At 67.7% G+C, this 15261-nt stretch carries 12 protein-coding genes; 11 read left to right on the forward strand and 1 reads right to left on the reverse strand.

Annotated features, from left to right (window positions below):
- Positions 1–3: 3 nt before the first annotated feature.
- Positions 4–1248: an ABC transporter substrate-binding protein gene (locus tag A9179_RS06345; RefSeq protein ID WP_187804989.1), complete on the reverse strand. Its 1245-nt coding sequence runs from the start codon at positions 1246–1248 to the stop codon at positions 4–6.
- 271 nt (positions 1249–1519) lie between these two features.
- Here A9179_RS06345 and A9179_RS06350 point away from each other — a divergent pair, with 271 nt between their 5' ends.
- The 11 genes from A9179_RS06350 (at position 1520) to A9179_RS06400 (ending at position 15251) form a co-directional block, all read left to right on the forward strand.
- Complete coding sequence (locus A9179_RS06350; protein WP_187804990.1) at positions 1520–3301, forward strand: methanol/ethanol family PQQ-dependent dehydrogenase; 1782 nt, start codon at positions 1520–1522, stop codon at positions 3299–3301.
- Positions 3302–3470: 169 nt separating this feature from the next.
- Entirely contained in the window at positions 3471–5114 is a 1644-nt protein-coding gene (locus tag A9179_RS06355; RefSeq protein ID WP_187804991.1) for a methyl-accepting chemotaxis protein, read from the forward strand.
- A 112-nt stretch (positions 5115–5226) separates the two neighbouring features.
- On the forward strand, positions 5227–6747 hold the full coding sequence (gene exaC, locus A9179_RS06360) for an acetaldehyde dehydrogenase ExaC (protein ID WP_187804992.1): 1521 nt from the start codon (positions 5227–5229) through the stop codon (positions 6745–6747).
- Positions 6748–7119: 372 nt separating this feature from the next.
- A complete protein-coding gene (pqqA, locus tag A9179_RS06365; protein WP_072432761.1) occupies positions 7120–7191 on the forward strand; it encodes a pyrroloquinoline quinone precursor peptide PqqA in 72 nt (23 codons plus the stop codon).
- A 45-nt stretch (positions 7192–7236) separates the two neighbouring features.
- Entirely contained in the window at positions 7237–8148 is a 912-nt protein-coding gene (pqqB, locus tag A9179_RS06370) for a pyrroloquinoline quinone biosynthesis protein PqqB (RefSeq protein ID WP_187804993.1), read from the forward strand.
- Between the two features lie 84 nt (positions 8149–8232).
- Positions 8233–8985 (forward strand): pyrroloquinoline-quinone synthase PqqC, encoded by a 753-nt coding sequence (gene pqqC, locus A9179_RS06375; protein WP_187804994.1) that lies wholly within the window; start codon positions 8233–8235, stop codon positions 8983–8985.
- An 83-nt stretch (positions 8986–9068) separates the two neighbouring features.
- Positions 9069–9347 carry a pyrroloquinoline quinone biosynthesis peptide chaperone PqqD gene (gene pqqD, locus A9179_RS06380; protein WP_262410676.1) on the forward strand — a complete coding sequence of 93 codons (279 nt, stop codon included), beginning with the start codon at positions 9069–9071 and terminating at the stop codon, positions 9345–9347.
- The gene (pqqE, locus tag A9179_RS06385) at positions 9319–10473 is read left to right on the forward strand and encodes a pyrroloquinoline quinone biosynthesis protein PqqE (RefSeq protein ID WP_187804996.1); all 1155 of its coding nucleotides are present in this window, start codon (positions 9319–9321) and stop codon (positions 10471–10473) included. Before pqqD ends, pqqE begins: the two co-directional genes overlap by 29 nt.
- A gap of 7 nt (positions 10474–10480) precedes the next feature.
- A complete protein-coding gene (locus A9179_RS06390; protein WP_262410540.1) occupies positions 10481–12319 on the forward strand; it encodes an alpha/beta hydrolase family protein in 1839 nt (612 codons plus the stop codon).
- A gap of 114 nt (positions 12320–12433) precedes the next feature.
- Positions 12434–13597: an alcohol dehydrogenase-like regulatory protein ErcA gene (gene ercA, locus A9179_RS06395; protein ID WP_187804998.1), complete on the forward strand. Its 1164-nt coding sequence runs from the start codon at positions 12434–12436 to the stop codon at positions 13595–13597.
- Entirely contained in the window at positions 13581–15251 is a 1671-nt protein-coding gene (locus A9179_RS06400; RefSeq protein WP_187804999.1) for a PAS domain-containing hybrid sensor histidine kinase/response regulator, read from the forward strand. The genes ercA and A9179_RS06400 overlap by 17 nt, the downstream gene beginning before the upstream one ends.
- Positions 15252–15261: the final 10 nt, after the last annotated feature.

Genomic DNA, 15261 nt, shown 5'->3' on the forward strand with positions numbered 1-15261 from the left:
AGACTATTGCAGGGTCAGGTTGTCGCCGCGTTCCTGCTGCCAGTCGTCCAGGCTCGGCGCGGCCTGTTCGCCGGCCATGCGGTGGATGACTTCGAAGTAGTCCTGCTTGTAGGGATCGCGCATCACTTCGGCGCGGCTGCGCACACGCACGGCATAGATGCTCTGCACGTTCTGGTGGTCGAAGGCGCGCCACTGCTGTTCGTCCTTGAGCAGGCTGTAGCTGTGATCCTCCAGGGCGCCGATCAGCTGTTCGCTGTTCAGGCTGCGGCTGCGGCTGCGCTGCACGGCGTCGGCCCACTGGCGGACGATGGCGTAGGCCGAGGCGGTGGTGCTGCCGGGGTACTCCTGGTACTCGGCGATGTAGCGCTCGACGAAGTCCTGGCCGATAGGGTTGTTGTCCTGCCGGGGCAGATCCCAGGTCCAGGCCAGGGTGCCGATCACGCCTTCCATCACGACCGGGCCGGCCTGCTGCACCACGCTCTTGGTCAGGTTGGGCACTATCACCTGTACCTGCTTGTGCAGCTGCATGTTGTGCAGCATGCGCATGCTGCGCTGCAGGTTGTCGCCGAGCAGAACCAGCACCAGGACGTCGGCCTTGCTGGCGGCGGCCTTTTCCAGGGCCTGGCGGTACTGCTCGTGGCGCACCAGGCCGCTGGGCAGGTTGCTGTGGCCGTGGCGGGCGCGGTCGGTGCTGCCGGTGGCGCGGCGCAGGGCGTCTTCCATGCTGCGGCCCCAGGCGTCGTCGATGCTGATGTAGTAGTAGTGCCGGCGCGGCATGTGCCAGCTGAGGTATTCGCCGAGTACGCGGGCGCTCATCCAGGCACTGTTGGATTCGCGGAACAGGTAGCGGTGGCCGTTGAGGCCGGTGACGTCGTTGGCATAGCTGAGGGTGGCGAAGTACAGCAGACCCAGCTCGCGGGCGCGCTGGCCGGCGGCGATGGCCTCTTCGCTGGTGGCGCCGCCAAACACCATGCGCGCGCCCTGGGCGACCAGGCGATCGACGTTGTCACGAGCCTGCTCGGCACGCGAGGCGGTATTGGCGCTGAGCAGTTCCAGCGGCTGGCCGAGCACGCCGCCGCTGCGGTTGATATCGGCGACGGCGAGCAGGGCACCGCGGCGCAGCTCCAGGCCCTCGTCCTTGTAGTTGCCGGTGCGCGGGTAGTTGAGGCCGATCTTCAGGCTGGGGGCGGCGTGGGCCGGCAGGCCGCAGAGGGCGGCGAGCAGCAGGCAGGCAAGCGGGCGAAGCATGGGGCACTCCTTGTGCGTGGGGGAGTGCCGTTGTACGGAGGTGCGCCGCCTGTCGCCATGCGCCCTTGGGGGCGGCTGGCCGGCACTTAGGTCTTCGGTCACGCGGTGGAGGCGCATGCCGGGTGGCATGTTGCGCGGCGGGGTATTGCTACCAAGGGAGTATGGAATTCGGCACTGCGGTCAATTGTTGAGCAGGCGCGGCGAACCAAGAATCTGCGGCAGACCGGGAAAATTTCCCGGGCACAACAACAAGCCCGTAGAGGTAGCCGCAATGAAACACAACGGTCTCACCCAGCCTTTCGTTTGCACGGCGCTGTTTGCCGCGATGAGCCTGGCCAGCCTGTCGGCCCATGCCGCGGTCAGCGATGAAGACATCAGCGCCAGTGGCAAGCGCACCGATCAGGTGGTGGTCAACGGTATCAACCAGCAGGGCCAGCGCTACAGCACCCTGGATACCCTGAACAGCAGCAACGTGCAGGAACTGCGGCCGGTCTGGGCGCTGTCCTTCGGTGGCGAGAAGCAGCGCGGCCAGCAGGCCCAGCCGATGATCAAGGATGGCGTGATCTATGTCACCGCCTCCTACTCGCGGGTGTTCGCGGCCGATGCGCGTACCGGCAAGAAACTCTGGCAATACGATGCGCGCCTGCCCGACGGCATCATGCCGTGCTGCGACGTGATCAACCGCGGCGTGGCCCTCTACGGCGACCTGGTGATCTTCGGCACCCTCGACGCCAAGCTAGTGGCACTGAACAAGGACACCGGCAAGGTGGTGTGGAAGAAGACCGTGGCCGACTACAAGGCTGGTTACTCCATCTCCGCGGCGCCGCTGATCGCCAAGGGCAAACTGATCACCGGCGTGGCCGGCGGCGAGTTCGGCGTGGTCGGCAAGATCGAGGCCTACGACCCGCAGAATGGCGAGCTGCTGTGGACCCGGCCGACCGTGGAAGGCCACATGGGCTATGTCTACAAGGATGGCAAGGCCGTGGAGAACGGCATCTCCGGCGGCGCCCCGGGCAAGACCTGGCCGGGCGATCTGTGGAAAACCGGCGGCGCGGCACCCTGGCTGGGCGGCTTCTATGACCCGACCACCGATTCGCTGTTCTTCGGCACCGGCAACCCGTCGCCGTGGAACTCGCACCTGCGTCCCGGCGACAACCTGTTCTCCTCCTCGCGCCTGGCGCTGAATCCGGAAGACGGCTCGATCAAGTGGCACTTCCAGACCACCCCGCACGACGGCTGGGACTACGACGGCGTCAACGAACTGGTGTCGTTCGACTACCAGGACGGCGGCAAGACCGTGCAGGCCGCGGCCACTGCCGATCGTAACGGCTTCTTCTACGTGCTCGACCGCACCAACGGCAAGTTCATCCGTGGCTTCCCCTTCGTCGACAAGATCACCTGGGCCAAGGGCCTGGACAAGGACGGCCGGCCGATCTACGACCCGACCCATCGTCCTGGCGCACCGGGCGCCGAGAAGAAGGGCAGCTCGGTGTTCGTCGCACCGTCCTTCCTCGGTGGCAAGAACTGGATGCCCATGGCCTACAGCCAGGACACCGGGCTGTTCTACGTGCCGTCCAACGAGTGGGGCATGGACATGTGGAACGAGGGCGTGGCCTACAAGAAGGGCGCGGCCTACCTCGGCGCCGGCTTCACCATCAAGCCGCTGAACGAGGACTACATCGGCGTGTTGCGCGCCATCGATCCGAAGAGCGGCAAGGAAGTCTGGCGCTACAAGAACTACGCACCGCTGTGGGGTGGAGTGCTGGCGACCAAGGGCAACCTGGTATTCACCGGCAACCCGGAAGGCTACCTGATGGCCTTCGACGCCAAGAGCGGCAAGAAGCTCTACCAGTTCAACACCGGCTCGGGCGTGATCGCCTCGCCGATCACCTGGGAAATGGACGGCGAGCAGTACGTCACCGTGCTGTCCGGCTGGGGTGGTGCGGTACCGCTGTGGGGCGGCGAAGTGGCCAAGCGGATCAAGGATCTGGATCAGGGCGGGATGATCTGGACCTTCAAGCTGCCCAAGGCAGATGCCATCGCCAAGCGCTGATCGCACCTGACACGCACAAGCCGGCCACGCGCCGGCTTGTTCGTTTGTGCCCCGGCCAAAGCGGCCGTCTACGACCAAGGCACCATGGCCCGCCGCTGCGGCGCGGCGCCTAATGCTGCGACAACCAGAACAGGGCCGACGTCTGCAGTGGCCCGATGCGAGGTGCGCGATGTTCGCCCAACGATGGCTTTCCCTGCTGCCCGGCCTGCTCCAGTTGCTCGGGCTGCTTCTGCTGCTGTACTGGCAACCGCGTGGCTGGCTGGCGCTGGCCGCCTGCGTGCCGCTGCTGATCCTGTTGCTCGGCCTGCCGGCGCTGCTTCGTGGGCGGCGCTCGCCGGAGCCGGCAAGCACGGCCGACGAGGCGCTGGCCGGGCTCAGCCGCGAGCTGTCGCAGACCACCACGCACAATGCCCTGTCGGCCGCCGAGGTGGCCTATGCGGTGAAGCAGCTGGCCGCGCGCCAGGCCTCGCAACTGCAGGGTGCGGCCAGCATAGTGGCCAGCGCCGAAGTGATGATCGCCACCGAGGAGCAGACCCGCGTGCTCGGCCAGCAGGCCCTGGCGGCTGCCTGCGCGGTGCGCCACAGCAGCGACGACGGGCGCCAGGTGGTGCAGCAGAGCATCCAGCGCATGCACCAGCTGAGCGAGCGGGCCAGTGCCAGCCGCGAGCTGATCGAGGCCCTCAGTCAGCGCAGCGAGGATATCCAGCGGGTTACCCAGGTGATCCAGGCGATTGCCAGCCAGACCAATCTGCTGGCGCTCAACGCGGCCATCGAGGCGGCGCGGGCCGGCGAGTACGGGCGCGGTTTCGCGGTGGTCGCCGACGAGGTGCGCGGGCTGGCCGGGCGCACCGCCAGCGCCACCGAGGAGGTCGGCCAGATGGTCGGCGAGATCCAGCGCCAGACCGCCGCCGTGGTCGAGCAGATCCGCCAGCTGGCCGTGGATCTGACGGCCGGGGTCGGCACCGCCGAGCAGGCCGGCAGCAGCCTGGAGCATATCGCCGGGCTGGCGCAGGGGGTGGAAAGCCAGCTCGGCGAAATCGCCCGTGGCACCGAGGTCAATCGCGAGCAGCTGGGCAGCCTGTTCGCCGCCGTCGAGCAGATGCGCGTCGAACTGCTCGACAGCGAGGCCGACACCCGCCGCCTGGGCGCCGCGGCCGAGCGCCTGGAAGGGCAGGCCGAGCAGATCAGCGAACGACTCAGCAGCGTGGCCCTGGACGACTACCACCAGCGCGCCTATGACCTGGCCCGCGATGGTGCCGCAGCGATTGCCGCGCAGTTCGAGAAGGATCTCGATAGCGGGAAGGTCAGCCTCGACGATCTGTTCGACCGCCACTACCAGGAGCAGCCCGGCACCTTCCCGAGCAAGTACCGCACACGCTTCGATGCCTACACCGACCGCGTCCTGCCGGCCATCCAGGAGCCCCTGCTGAGCGGCCACGAGGGCCTGGTGTTCGCCATCGCCTGCACCGCCGAAGGCTATGTGCCGACCCACAACCAGGCGTTCAGCGCGCCGCCCACGGGCGACCGCCAGCGCGACATGGCGGCCAGTCGCAGCAAGCGCCTGTTCAACGATCGCACTGGCATCCGCTGCGGCAGCCACCAGCAGCCGCTGCTGCTGCAGACCTACACCCGCGACACCGGCGAGCTGATGCACGACCTGTCGGTGCCGATCCATATCCGCGGCCGCCACTGGGGCGGCTTGCGCCTGGGCTACAAGCCGCAGCAGGCGCTGCGCGGCGAGCCAGTGCGGGATGGGCTAGGGTCAACGGCGCGACCGCCGGCGCACCGCTTCCAAACATCTACTACCAAATGAGGAGCGCTTCTGGCCCTTGGGCGCATACCCGCGCCGCAGAGCGGCTGCAAAGATTCGACCATGACCTGTCCCATGCCCGGTGCAGGCTCCAACAGTAGAAGAGAGGCCCATCATGATCTATGCACAACCCGGAACCCCAGGTGCTGTGGTGTCCTTCAAACCGCGCTATGGCAACTTCATCGGCGGCGAATTCGTGGCGCCGCTCAAGGGCGAATATTTCACCAACACCTCGCCGGTCAACGGCCAGGTGATCGCCGAGTTCCCGCGCTCCACGGCCGAAGATGTCGAGAAGGCCCTGGATGCCGCCCATGCTGCCGCCGATGCCTGGGGTCGCACTTCGGTGCAGGCTCGCTCGCTGGTGCTGCTGAAGATTGCCGACCGCATCGAGGCCAACCTCGAAGCCCTGGCCGTGGCCGAGACCTGGGACAACGGCAAGGCCGTGCGCGAGACGCTGAACGCCGACGTGCCGCTGGCCGCCGACCACTTCCGCTACTTCGCCGGCTGCATCCGTGCCCAGGAAGGCAGCGCCGCGGAGATCGACGACAACACCGCTGCCTACCACTTCCACGAGCCGCTGGGCGTGGTCGGGCAGATCATCCCGTGGAACTTCCCGCTGCTGATGGCCGCCTGGAAGCTGGCCCCGGCCCTGGCCGCCGGCAACTGCGTGGTACTCAAGCCGGCCGAGCAGACCCCGCTGTCGATCATGGTGCTGGCCGAGCTGATCGGCGACCTGCTGCCGCCGGGTGTACTCAACATCGTCCAGGGCTTCGGCCGCGAAGCCGGCCAGGCCCTGGCCACCAGCACGCGCATCGCCAAGATCGCCTTCACCGGCTCCACCCCGGTGGGCTCGCACATCATGCGTTGCGCGGCCGAGAACATCATCCCGAGCACGGTCGAGCTGGGCGGCAAGAGCCCCAACATCTTCTTCGAGGACATCATGCGCGCCGAGCCGGCGTTCATCGAGAAAGCCGCCGAAGGCCTGGTGCTGGCCTTCTTCAACCAGGGCGAGGTGTGCACCTGCCCGTCGCGCGCACTGGTGCAGGAGTCGATCTTCGAACCCTTCATGCTCGAGGTGCAGAAGAAGATCAAGGCGATCAAGCGCGGCAACCCGCTGGACACCGAAACCATGGTCGGTGCCCAGGCGTCCCAGCAGCAGTACGAGAAGATCCTCTCCTACCTCGACATCGCCCAGCAGGAAGGCGCACAGCTGCTCGCCGGCGGCAACTCCGAGCGCCTGGCCGGCGATCTGGCCAGCGGCTATTACATCCAGCCGACCCTGCTCAAGGGCCACAACAAGATGCGCGTGTTCCAGGAAGAGATCTTCGGCCCGGTGGTCGGCGTCACCACCTTCAAGGACGAGGCCGAGGCCCTGGCCATCGCCAACGACACCGAGTTCGGCCTGGGCGCCGGCGTGTGGACCCGCGACATCAACCGTGCCTACCGCATGGGCCGCGGGATCAAGGCCGGCCGCGTGTGGACCAACTGCTACCACCTGTACCCGGCGCACGCCGCGTTCGGCGGCTACAAGAAGTCCGGTGTCGGTCGCGAGACCCACAAGATGATGCTCGACCACTACCAGCAGACCAAGAACCTGCTGATCAGCTACGACATCAACCCGCTCGGCTTCTTCTGATCGACCTTGGCTGCGGTCGGTGCCTGGCACTGTCCGCAGCCTTTTTTTCATCGTGCACAGGGACTGTGCGGATCGGTCGGCAGGCTGCACTGGGCGGCCGGCGAGCGGCGCATGCGCGGTTCGCTGGCAGCGTTTACCCGTCGACGGATCGTCATCGGCGCGGCCCATGGGTCGCGCTTTTTTTTACCCGGAATTCCCCTGGGGGCAGCGCGCGCAGCGGCTTCTGCTGTCCGGATGCGCACGGCGTACAGAAGCCTGCGGGCCTACCAAGGTCAGCGCAATCTACTCCCAAAGTACCATTTGGCCGCCTGCCGTCCGGGGGCTTAATGGAGTTGCCGGAATGCCCCGGCGGCATAACAAGAGGAAGTTGCGATGTGGACTAAACCCGCCTTCACCGACCTGCGCATTGGTTTCGAAGTGACCCTCTACTTCGCCAATCGCTGAGCCCCGTGCCCCGGTTCTGCCGGGGCCTTCCGTCGGTACCTCGCCATGTACATACAGATTCTCGGCTCCGCCGCTGGCGGCGGTTTCCCCCAGTGGAACTGCAATTGCCGCAACTGCCACGGGCTGCGCAGCGGCAGCCTGAAGGCGCGGCCGCGCACCCAGTCGTCGATTGCCCTGTCCGATGACGGCGTGCACTGGATCCTGTGCAACGCCTCGCCGGATATCCGCGCGCAGATCGATGGCTTCGCCCCCCTGCAGCCGGCCCGCGCCGTGCGTGACAGCGGCATCGCCGCGGTGATCCTGCTGGACAGCCAGATCGACCACACCACCGGCCTGCTCAGCCTGCGCGAAGGCTGCCCGCACCAGGTCTGGTGCACGCAGATGGTCTACCAGGATCTGAGCAGCGGCTTTCCGCTGTTCAACATGCTACGCCACTGGCCGGGCGGCGGCCTGCACTGGCAGCCGATCGACCTGACCGGCAGCTTCATCGTCCCGGCCTGTCCGAACCTGCTGTTCACCCCGCTGCCGCTGGACAGCGCGGCGCCGCCCTATTCGCCGCACCGCAACGACCCGCGCCCCGGCGACAACATCGGCCTGCTGGTGCGCGACCTCAACACTGGCGGCACGCTGTTCTACGCCCCCGGCCTGGGCCGGGTAGACGAGGCGCTGCGGGCACGCATGGCCAGCGCCGACTGCCTGCTGGTGGACGGTACCTTCTGGCAGGACGACGAAATGATCCGCTGCGAAGTCGGCAGCCAGCTCGGCAGCGCCCTCGGCCACCTGCCGCAGAGCGGCGCCGGCGGCATGCTCGCGGTGCTCGACGGCCTGCCGGCGCGCAAGGTGCTGATCCACATCAACAACACCAACCCGATCCTCGACGAGAACTCGGCCGAGCGCGCCGAGCTGAGTGCGCGTGGCATCGAGGTCGCCTTCGATGGCATGAGCATCGAGTTGTAGGGCATGCGGGGCCGCACTGGCCGCGCGCAGCAGAACCTAGACCGGATGAGCCAGGCGCAAGCCCGGTACCCGGCGGAGAAGACGATGAACCAGACAGCCATGAGCCCCAGCGAATTCGAGCAGGCCCTGCGTGCCAAGGGCGCCTGCTATCACATTCACCACCCGTTCCATGTCGCCATGTACCAGGGCCGCGCCAGCCGCGAGCAGATCCAGGGCTGGGTGGCTAACCGCTTCTACTACCAGGTGAACATCCCGCTCAAGGATGCTGCGATCCTGGCCAACTGCCCTGATCGCGACACCCGCCGCGAGTGGATCCAGCGCATCCAGGATCACGATGGCGCCCCAGGTGAGGAGGGCGGCATCGAGGCCTGGCTGCGCCTGGCCGAGGCAGTCGGCCTGCAGCGTGAGCAGGTGCTGTCGCAGGAGCTGGTGCTGCCCGGGGTGCGCTTCGCCGTGGATGCCTACGTCAACTTCGCCCGCCGCGCCAGCTGGCAGGAAGCGGCCAGCAGCTCGCTGACCGAGCTGTTCGCCCCGCAGATCCACCAGTCGCGCCTGGACAGCTGGCCGCAGCACTACCCGTGGATCGATCCGGCCGGCTACGACTACTTCCGCAAGCGCCTCAAGGAAGCGCGCCGCGATGTCGAGCATGGCCTGCGCATCACCCTCGAGCACTACCGCACCCGCGAGGCCCAGGAACGCATGCTGGAAATCCTGCAATTCAAGCTCGACGTACTGTGGAGCATGCTCGACGCCATGAGCATGGCCTACGAGCTGGAACGCCCGCCCTACCACACAGTGACCCGCGAACGGGTCTGGCACCGGGGGATCGCGCTATGACTGCCGTGCTCGCCGACACCACTCGCCGCCCGCTGCCCGGGCCTGCCGAGGCACCGCCGCGTGCCGCTGACGGAGACTCGACCTTGAACGATTGCATCCTGCTCAAAGTGCCGAGCATCCGCCGCGGCTTCCGTCTGCAGTTCGAGCCGGTGCAGGGCTGCCACGTGCTGCTCTACCCGGAGGGCATGATCAAGCTCAACGACAGCGCCGGCGAGATCCTGCGCGAAGTGGACGGCCGGCGCTGCGTGGCGACCATCATCGCCGACCTGCAGGGACGCTTCCCGGAAATCCCGGGTATCGACGAAGACATCCTGGCGTTTCTCGAGGTGGCCCATGCACAGTTCTGGATCGAGCTTCAGTAAGCCCGGGCATGAGCCCGGCCCGCCGTTCTGGCTGCTGGCCGAGCTGACCTACCGTTGCCCGCTGCAGTGCCCGTACTGCTCCAACCCGCTGGACTTCGCCCGCCAGGGCGAGGAGCTGTCCACGGCCGAATGGATCGAGGTATTTCGCCAGGCCCGAGAACTGGGCGCCGCCCAGCTGGGCTTTTCCGGTGGCGAGCCGCTGGTGCGCCAGGACTTGCCGGAGCTGATCCACGCGGCCCGCGAGCTGGGCTACTACACCAACCTGATCACCTCCGGCATCGGCCTCACCGAAGCCAAGGTGGCGGCCTTTGCCGAGGCCGGGCTGGATCATATCCAGATCAGCTTCCAGGCCGCCGACGAGGAGCTCAACAACCTGCTCGCCGGCAGCGGCAAGGCCTATGCGCAGAAGGTCGCCATGGCCCGTGCGGTGAAGGCCCACGGCTACCCGATGGTGCTCAACTTCGTCACCCACCGGCACAACATCGACCGCATCGAGCAGATCATCGAGCTGTGCCTGGAGCTAGAAGCCGACTTCGTCGAGCTGGCCACCTGTCAGTTCTACGGCTGGGCCCAGCTCAACCGCGCCGGCCTGCTGCCGAGCAAGGCGCAGCTGGAGCGTGCCGAACGCATCACCAACGAGTATCGGGCCAGGCTGGCGGCGCAGAATCATCCGTGCAAGCTGATCTTCGTCACCCCCGACTACTACGAGGAGCGCCCCAAGGCCTGCATGAACGGCTGGGGCAACCTGTTCCTCGACGTCACCCCGGATGGCACCGCGCTGCCGTGCCACAGCGCGCGCCAGCTGCCGGTGCAGTTCCCCAATGTGCGCGAGCACGACCTGCGCCATATCTGGTACGACTCCTTCGGCTTCAACCGCTTCCGTGGCGATGACTGGATGCCCGAGCCCTGCCGCAGCTGCGACGAGAAGGCCAAGGACTTCGGCGGCTGCCGCTGCCAGGCCTTCCTGCTCACCGGCGATGCCAGCAACGCCGACCCGGTGTGCAGCAAGTCGGCGCACCACGGCCAGATTCTCGCCGCGCGCGAGGAGGCCGAGCACGCACCGCTGGGGCTGGAGAGCCTGACGTTCCGCAATGAAAAAGCCTCGCGGATCATCTGCAAGGCCTGATGCCGGCATGGGTAGCCATGACGCGCTCGAGCCATCCTGGTCGGCTTCCCAGGCCGCCGCGGCTGCGCGTGATTTCGCCGAGCTGCATGCCGCCCATGGCGGCCTGCTGTGGGTCGAGTTCGATCCCGTTCAGGCGCGCTGTGCGCTGCTGTGGTGGCACGTCGGCCAGCGCCGCGAGCTGACGCCGCCCGGCTTCTCGGTGCGCAGCAAGGTCTACGAGTACGGCGGTGGCGCCTGTTGCCCGACCGCCACGGGCGTGGCTTTCGTCAACGAGGCGGATCAGCAGGTCTACCACCTCGAACTGGCGCCCGGCAGTAGCCCGCAGGCGCTCGGCGGGCGCCCCGGTTGCCGCTATGGCGACCTGGCTTTCGTCGCTGCCTGGCAGGCGCTGCTGGCCGTGGAGGAAAGCCGCGAGGAAGGCGCAGTGCTGCACCGCATCGTGCGCCTGGGCCTGGATGGGCGCCGCCGGGTGCTGGTGGAGGGCGCCGACTTCTATGCCGCACCGACTGTCGATGCACAGGCCAGGCGCCTGGTGTGGATCGAGTGGCAACGCCCGCACCTGCCGTGGACGACCACCCGCCTGTACCAGCGCCAGTTCGACGGGCAGGACTGGGGGCGTAGCGAATGCCTGGCCGGCAGTGCGGGCGGCGAATCCCTGCAGCAGCCGCGCTTCGATGCTCAGGGCCGGCTGTGGGTGATTTCCGATCGCCAGGGCTGGTGGCAGCCCTGGCTGTGCGAGCCGGGCGCCAGTAGCCCGCTGATGCCACCCCACGACCATGCACCGGCACCCTGGCAGCTGGGCGGGCGCAGCTTCCTTGCACTGGAGTCGGGCGGCTTGCTGGCCAGCCGCAGCGAGCAGGGCGACGCTGTGCTGGTGGAATACCTGCCCGATGGTGGCGAGCGCCGCCTGGCCGGCGAGTTCCGCCGCTTCCGCGCCCTGGCGGCGGATGCCGGGCATTTCTACTGCATCGCCGGTTCGCCGCAGCGCTTGCCGGCGGTACTGGCGATAGCCCGGGATAGCGGCCAGGTGCAGGTTCTTGCCGGCGGCGAGGAGCCGCTGGCGCCCGCGCAGCTGTCGTTGCCCGCGGCCTTCAGCTACCCCAGCGGTGCCGGCGAAACTGCCCATGGCTACTTCTACGCCGCCCAGGGCGGCGAGCCCAACCCGCCGCTGCTGGTGTTCCTGCATGGCGGGCCGACGTCGGCCTGCTACCCGGTGTTCGATGCACGCATCCCGTTCTGGACGCAGCGCGGTTTTGCCGTGGCCGACCTCAACTACCGTGGCAGCAGTGGCTTCGGCCGGGCCTACCGGCTGCGCCTGCAGGAAAGCTGGGGGCAGATCGAGGTGGAGGATATCCGCGCCGCCATCGCGCACCTGGCGGCAGCCGGGCACATCGACCCGGCGCGGGTGTTCGTGCGCGGCGCCAGTGCCGGTGGCTACAGCGCGCTGTGCGCCCTGGCCCGGCTACCCGGCCTGCGCGGCGGCGCCAGCCTGTACGGGGTCAGCGACCCGCTGGCGCTGCGCCGGGTTACCCACAAGTTCGAGGCGGACTACCTCGACTGGCTGCTTGGCGACCCGCAACGGCACCCCGCTCGCTACCGCGAGCGCACACCGCTGCAGCAGGCCGGGCGTATCCGCGTGCCGGTGATCTTCTTCCAGGGCGGGCGCGATGCCGTGGTGGTGCCGCAGCAGACCGAAGCCATGGTGGCGGCCCTGCGCGACAACGGCGTGGCGGTGGAGTACTGCCTGTTCGCCGACGAAGGTCACGGCTTTCGCCAGGCCGTGCACCTGGCCGAGGCGCTGCAGCGCGAGTGGCATTTCTACTGCGCGCTGCTGGCCTCGACCTGAGCGCGGCAGCCCAGGCCGGACGCCGCTTCCCCATGGGGCCAAGGTCGCATTGCAAAGGTGGGGGATTTCAGTAGGCTGGAATCATCGCCAATAACAACAATGCAGGCTGTGGTCATGAGCCAACCCCTGAGCGCTCTGCGCAAATTCGTCTCCCCGGAGATCATCTTCGGCGCCGGCAGTCGGCATAGCGTCGGCAACTACGCCAGCAACTTCGGCGCGCGCAAGGTGCTGGTGGTGTCCGACCCCGGTGTGCAGGCCGCCGGTTGGGTGGCCGATGTCGAGGCCAGCCTGCAGGCCAATGATCTGGACTACTGCCTGTATACCCAGGTCTCGCCCAACCCGCGGGTGGAGGAGGTGATGCAGGGCGCCGAGCTGTACCGCAGCGAGGGTTGCAACGTGATAGTCGCGGTCGGCGGCGGCAGCCCGATGGATTGCGCCAAGGGCATCGGCATCGTGGTTGCCCACGGCCGCAGTATCCTCGAGTTCGAGGGCGTGGACACCATCCGCGTGCCCAGCCCGCCGCTGATCCTGATTCCCACTACCGCCGGTACCTCGGCGGATGTCTCGCAGTTCGTGATCATCTCCAACCAGCAGGAGCGCATGAAGTTCTCCATCGTCAGCAAGGCGGTGGTGCCCGATGTGTCGCTGATCGACCCGGAAACCACCCTGAGCATGGATCCGTTCCTCTCCGCCTGTACCGGCATCGACGCCCTGGTGCATGCCATTGAGGCCTTCGTTTCCACCGGCAGCGGGCCGCTCACCGACAGCCATGCGCTGGAGGCCATGCGCCTGATCAACGGCAACCTGGTGCAGATGATCGCCAACCCGACGGACATCGTCCTGCGCGAGAAGATCATGCTCGGTAGCATGCAGGCCGGGCTGGCCTTCTCCAATGCCATTCTCGGCGCCGTGCATGCCATGAGCCACAGCCTCGGCGGCTTCCTCGACCTGCCCCACGGCCTGTGCAACGCGGCGCTGGTCGAACACGTGGTGGCGTTCAACTACAGCGCCGCGCCGGAGCGCTTCAAGGTGATTGCCGAGACGTTCGGCATCGATTGTCGCGGCCTCACCAGCAACCAGATGCGCGAGCGCCTGGTGCAGCACCTGATCGGCTTCAAGCGCGCAGTCGGTTTCACCGAACACCTGGGCGGGCAGGGCGTCAGCCTGGCCGATATCCCGTTCCTCTCGCGCCACGCCATGGAAGACCCCTGCATCCTCACCAACCCGCGGCAATCCAGCCAGCGGGATGTCGAGGTGGTGTATGCCGAAGCCCTCTGACAGCCGCAACGAGGCCCTGGCCGGCCTGCTCGGCCTGGGCAGCCAGTCGGTACGCAAGAGCCACTACCCGGAACTGCTGGCGCGCCTGGAAGAGCTGGAAACCGAGCGCAACCGCTACAAATGGCTGTTCGAGAACGCCGTGCACGGCATCTTCCAGGCCAGCCTGGGCGAGGGCCTGCAGGCCGCCAACCCGGCGCTGGCGCGCATGCTCGGCTATGCCGATGCGCAGCAGATGCCATGGAGCCTGAGCGACCTGGCCGAGCAGCTGTTCGTTGCCGGCCGCGCCGAGATGCAGCAGATCCGCGCCACCCTGGAGCGTCAGGGCAGCCTGCTGGGCTACGAGACCTGCCTACGGCGGCGCGACGGCAGCACCATCACGGTGATCATGAACCTGCTGGTCAAGCCGGACGAGCCGGGGCTGTTCGAGGGTTTCGTCGCCGATATCAGCGAGCGCAAGCAGGCCCAGCAGCGCCTGCAACAGCTCAACGACGAGCTGGAACAACGGGTGGTCGGCCGCACCGAGGAGTTGCGCCAGGCCCGCGATGCGGCGCAGGAGGCCAACCACAGTAAGGACAAGTTCCTCGCCGCTGCCAGCCACGACCTGCTGCAGCCGCTGAATGCCGCGCGCCTGCTGATCTCCACCCTGCGCGAGCGGTGCCTGCCCGACGCCGAACTGACCCTGGTGGAGCGCGCGCACCATGCCCTGGAAGGCGCCGAGGAGCTGCTGGCCGACCTGCTGGATATTTCCCGTCTGGATCAGGCCGCCGTACGCCCCGATCCGGCGGTATACCGCCTCGATGAACTGCTGGCGCCGCTGGCCTCGGAGTTCCAGCCGGTGGCCGAGGCTGCCGGCCTGCGTCTGCGTCTGCGCCTGCACGCTCCGGCGCTGGCGGTGCGCACCGACCTGCGCCTGCTCTCACGCATCCTGCGCAACCTCTTGAGCAATGCCTGTCGCTACACCCGCGAGGGCGGCGTGCTGCTGGCCGCCCGCCGGCGCGGCGAGCATGTGCGCCTGGAGGTGTGGGACAGCGGCCAGGGCATTCCGGCCGACCAGCTGCAGGCGATCTTCCAGGAGTTCAAGCAGCTGGAGCTGGCGCGCGGCCAGGAGCGCAAGGGCGTGGGACTGGGCCTGGCGATTGTCGAGCGCATCGCTACCATCCTCGGCTGCCGGGTCGAGGTGCGCTCGCGACCGGGGCGCGGCTCGGTGTTCGCCCTCGAGGTGCCGCTGGCCGCCACCAGCGAGCTGCCGGTCAAGACCGAGCGGGCCGAGCCGAGTCTTGGCGATCCGCTGCCGGGGCGGCGTCTGCTGGTGCTGGACAACGAGCCGAGCATTCTCGAGAGCATGGCCGCGCTGCTCGGCCAGTGGGGCTGCCAGGTGCTCACTGCGCAGGATCAGACCCAGGCCCTGGCCGTGCTGCAAGGCCAGGCGCCGGAGGTGATACTCGCCGACTACCACCTGGACGACGGGGTGACCGGCTGCGAAGTGGTGCAGGGGCTGTGTCAGCACTTCAGCCGCGACATTCCGGTGGTGATGATCACCGCCGACCGCAGCGAGCGCTGCCTCAGCGAGCTGCAGCACCGCAACATCCCGTTGCTCAACAAACCGCTCAAGCCAGGCAAGCTGCGCGCGGTACTCAGCCAGTTGCTGGGCTGAGGGCCGTCTT

The sequence above is a fragment of the Pseudomonas alcaligenes genome, assembly GCF_014490745.1.
GTDB classification, from domain to species: domain Bacteria; phylum Pseudomonadota; class Gammaproteobacteria; order Pseudomonadales; family Pseudomonadaceae; genus Aquipseudomonas; species Aquipseudomonas alcaligenes_C.

Bases quoted from the DNA above. Each gene is read 5' to 3' on its own strand.
- exaC (WP_187804992.1), top strand. From the start codon at position 5,227: ATGATCTATGCACAACCCGGAACCCCAGGTGCTGTGGTGTCCTTCAAA.
- A9179_RS06400 (WP_187804999.1), top strand. From the start codon at position 13,581: ATGCCGAAGCCCTCTGACAGCCGCAACGAGGCCCTGGCCGGCCTGCTC.
- pqqE (WP_187804996.1), top strand. From the start codon at position 9,319: ATGCACAGTTCTGGATCGAGCTTCAGTAAGCCCGGGCATGAGCCCGGC.
- pqqC (WP_187804994.1), top strand. From the start codon at position 8,233: ATGAACCAGACAGCCATGAGCCCCAGCGAATTCGAGCAGGCCCTGCGT.
- A9179_RS06345 (WP_187804989.1), bottom strand. From the start codon at position 1,248: ATGCTTCGCCCGCTTGCCTGCCTGCTGCTCGCCGCCCTCTGCGGCCTG.
- ercA (WP_187804998.1), top strand. From the start codon at position 12,434: ATGAGCCAACCCCTGAGCGCTCTGCGCAAATTCGTCTCCCCGGAGATC.
- A9179_RS06350 (WP_187804990.1), top strand. From the start codon at position 1,520: ATGAAACACAACGGTCTCACCCAGCCTTTCGTTTGCACGGCGCTGTTT.
- A9179_RS06390 (WP_262410540.1), top strand. From the start codon at position 10,481: ATGGGTAGCCATGACGCGCTCGAGCCATCCTGGTCGGCTTCCCAGGCC.
- pqqB (WP_187804993.1), top strand. From the start codon at position 7,237: ATGTACATACAGATTCTCGGCTCCGCCGCTGGCGGCGGTTTCCCCCAG.
- A9179_RS06355 (WP_187804991.1), top strand. From the start codon at position 3,471: ATGTTCGCCCAACGATGGCTTTCCCTGCTGCCCGGCCTGCTCCAGTTG.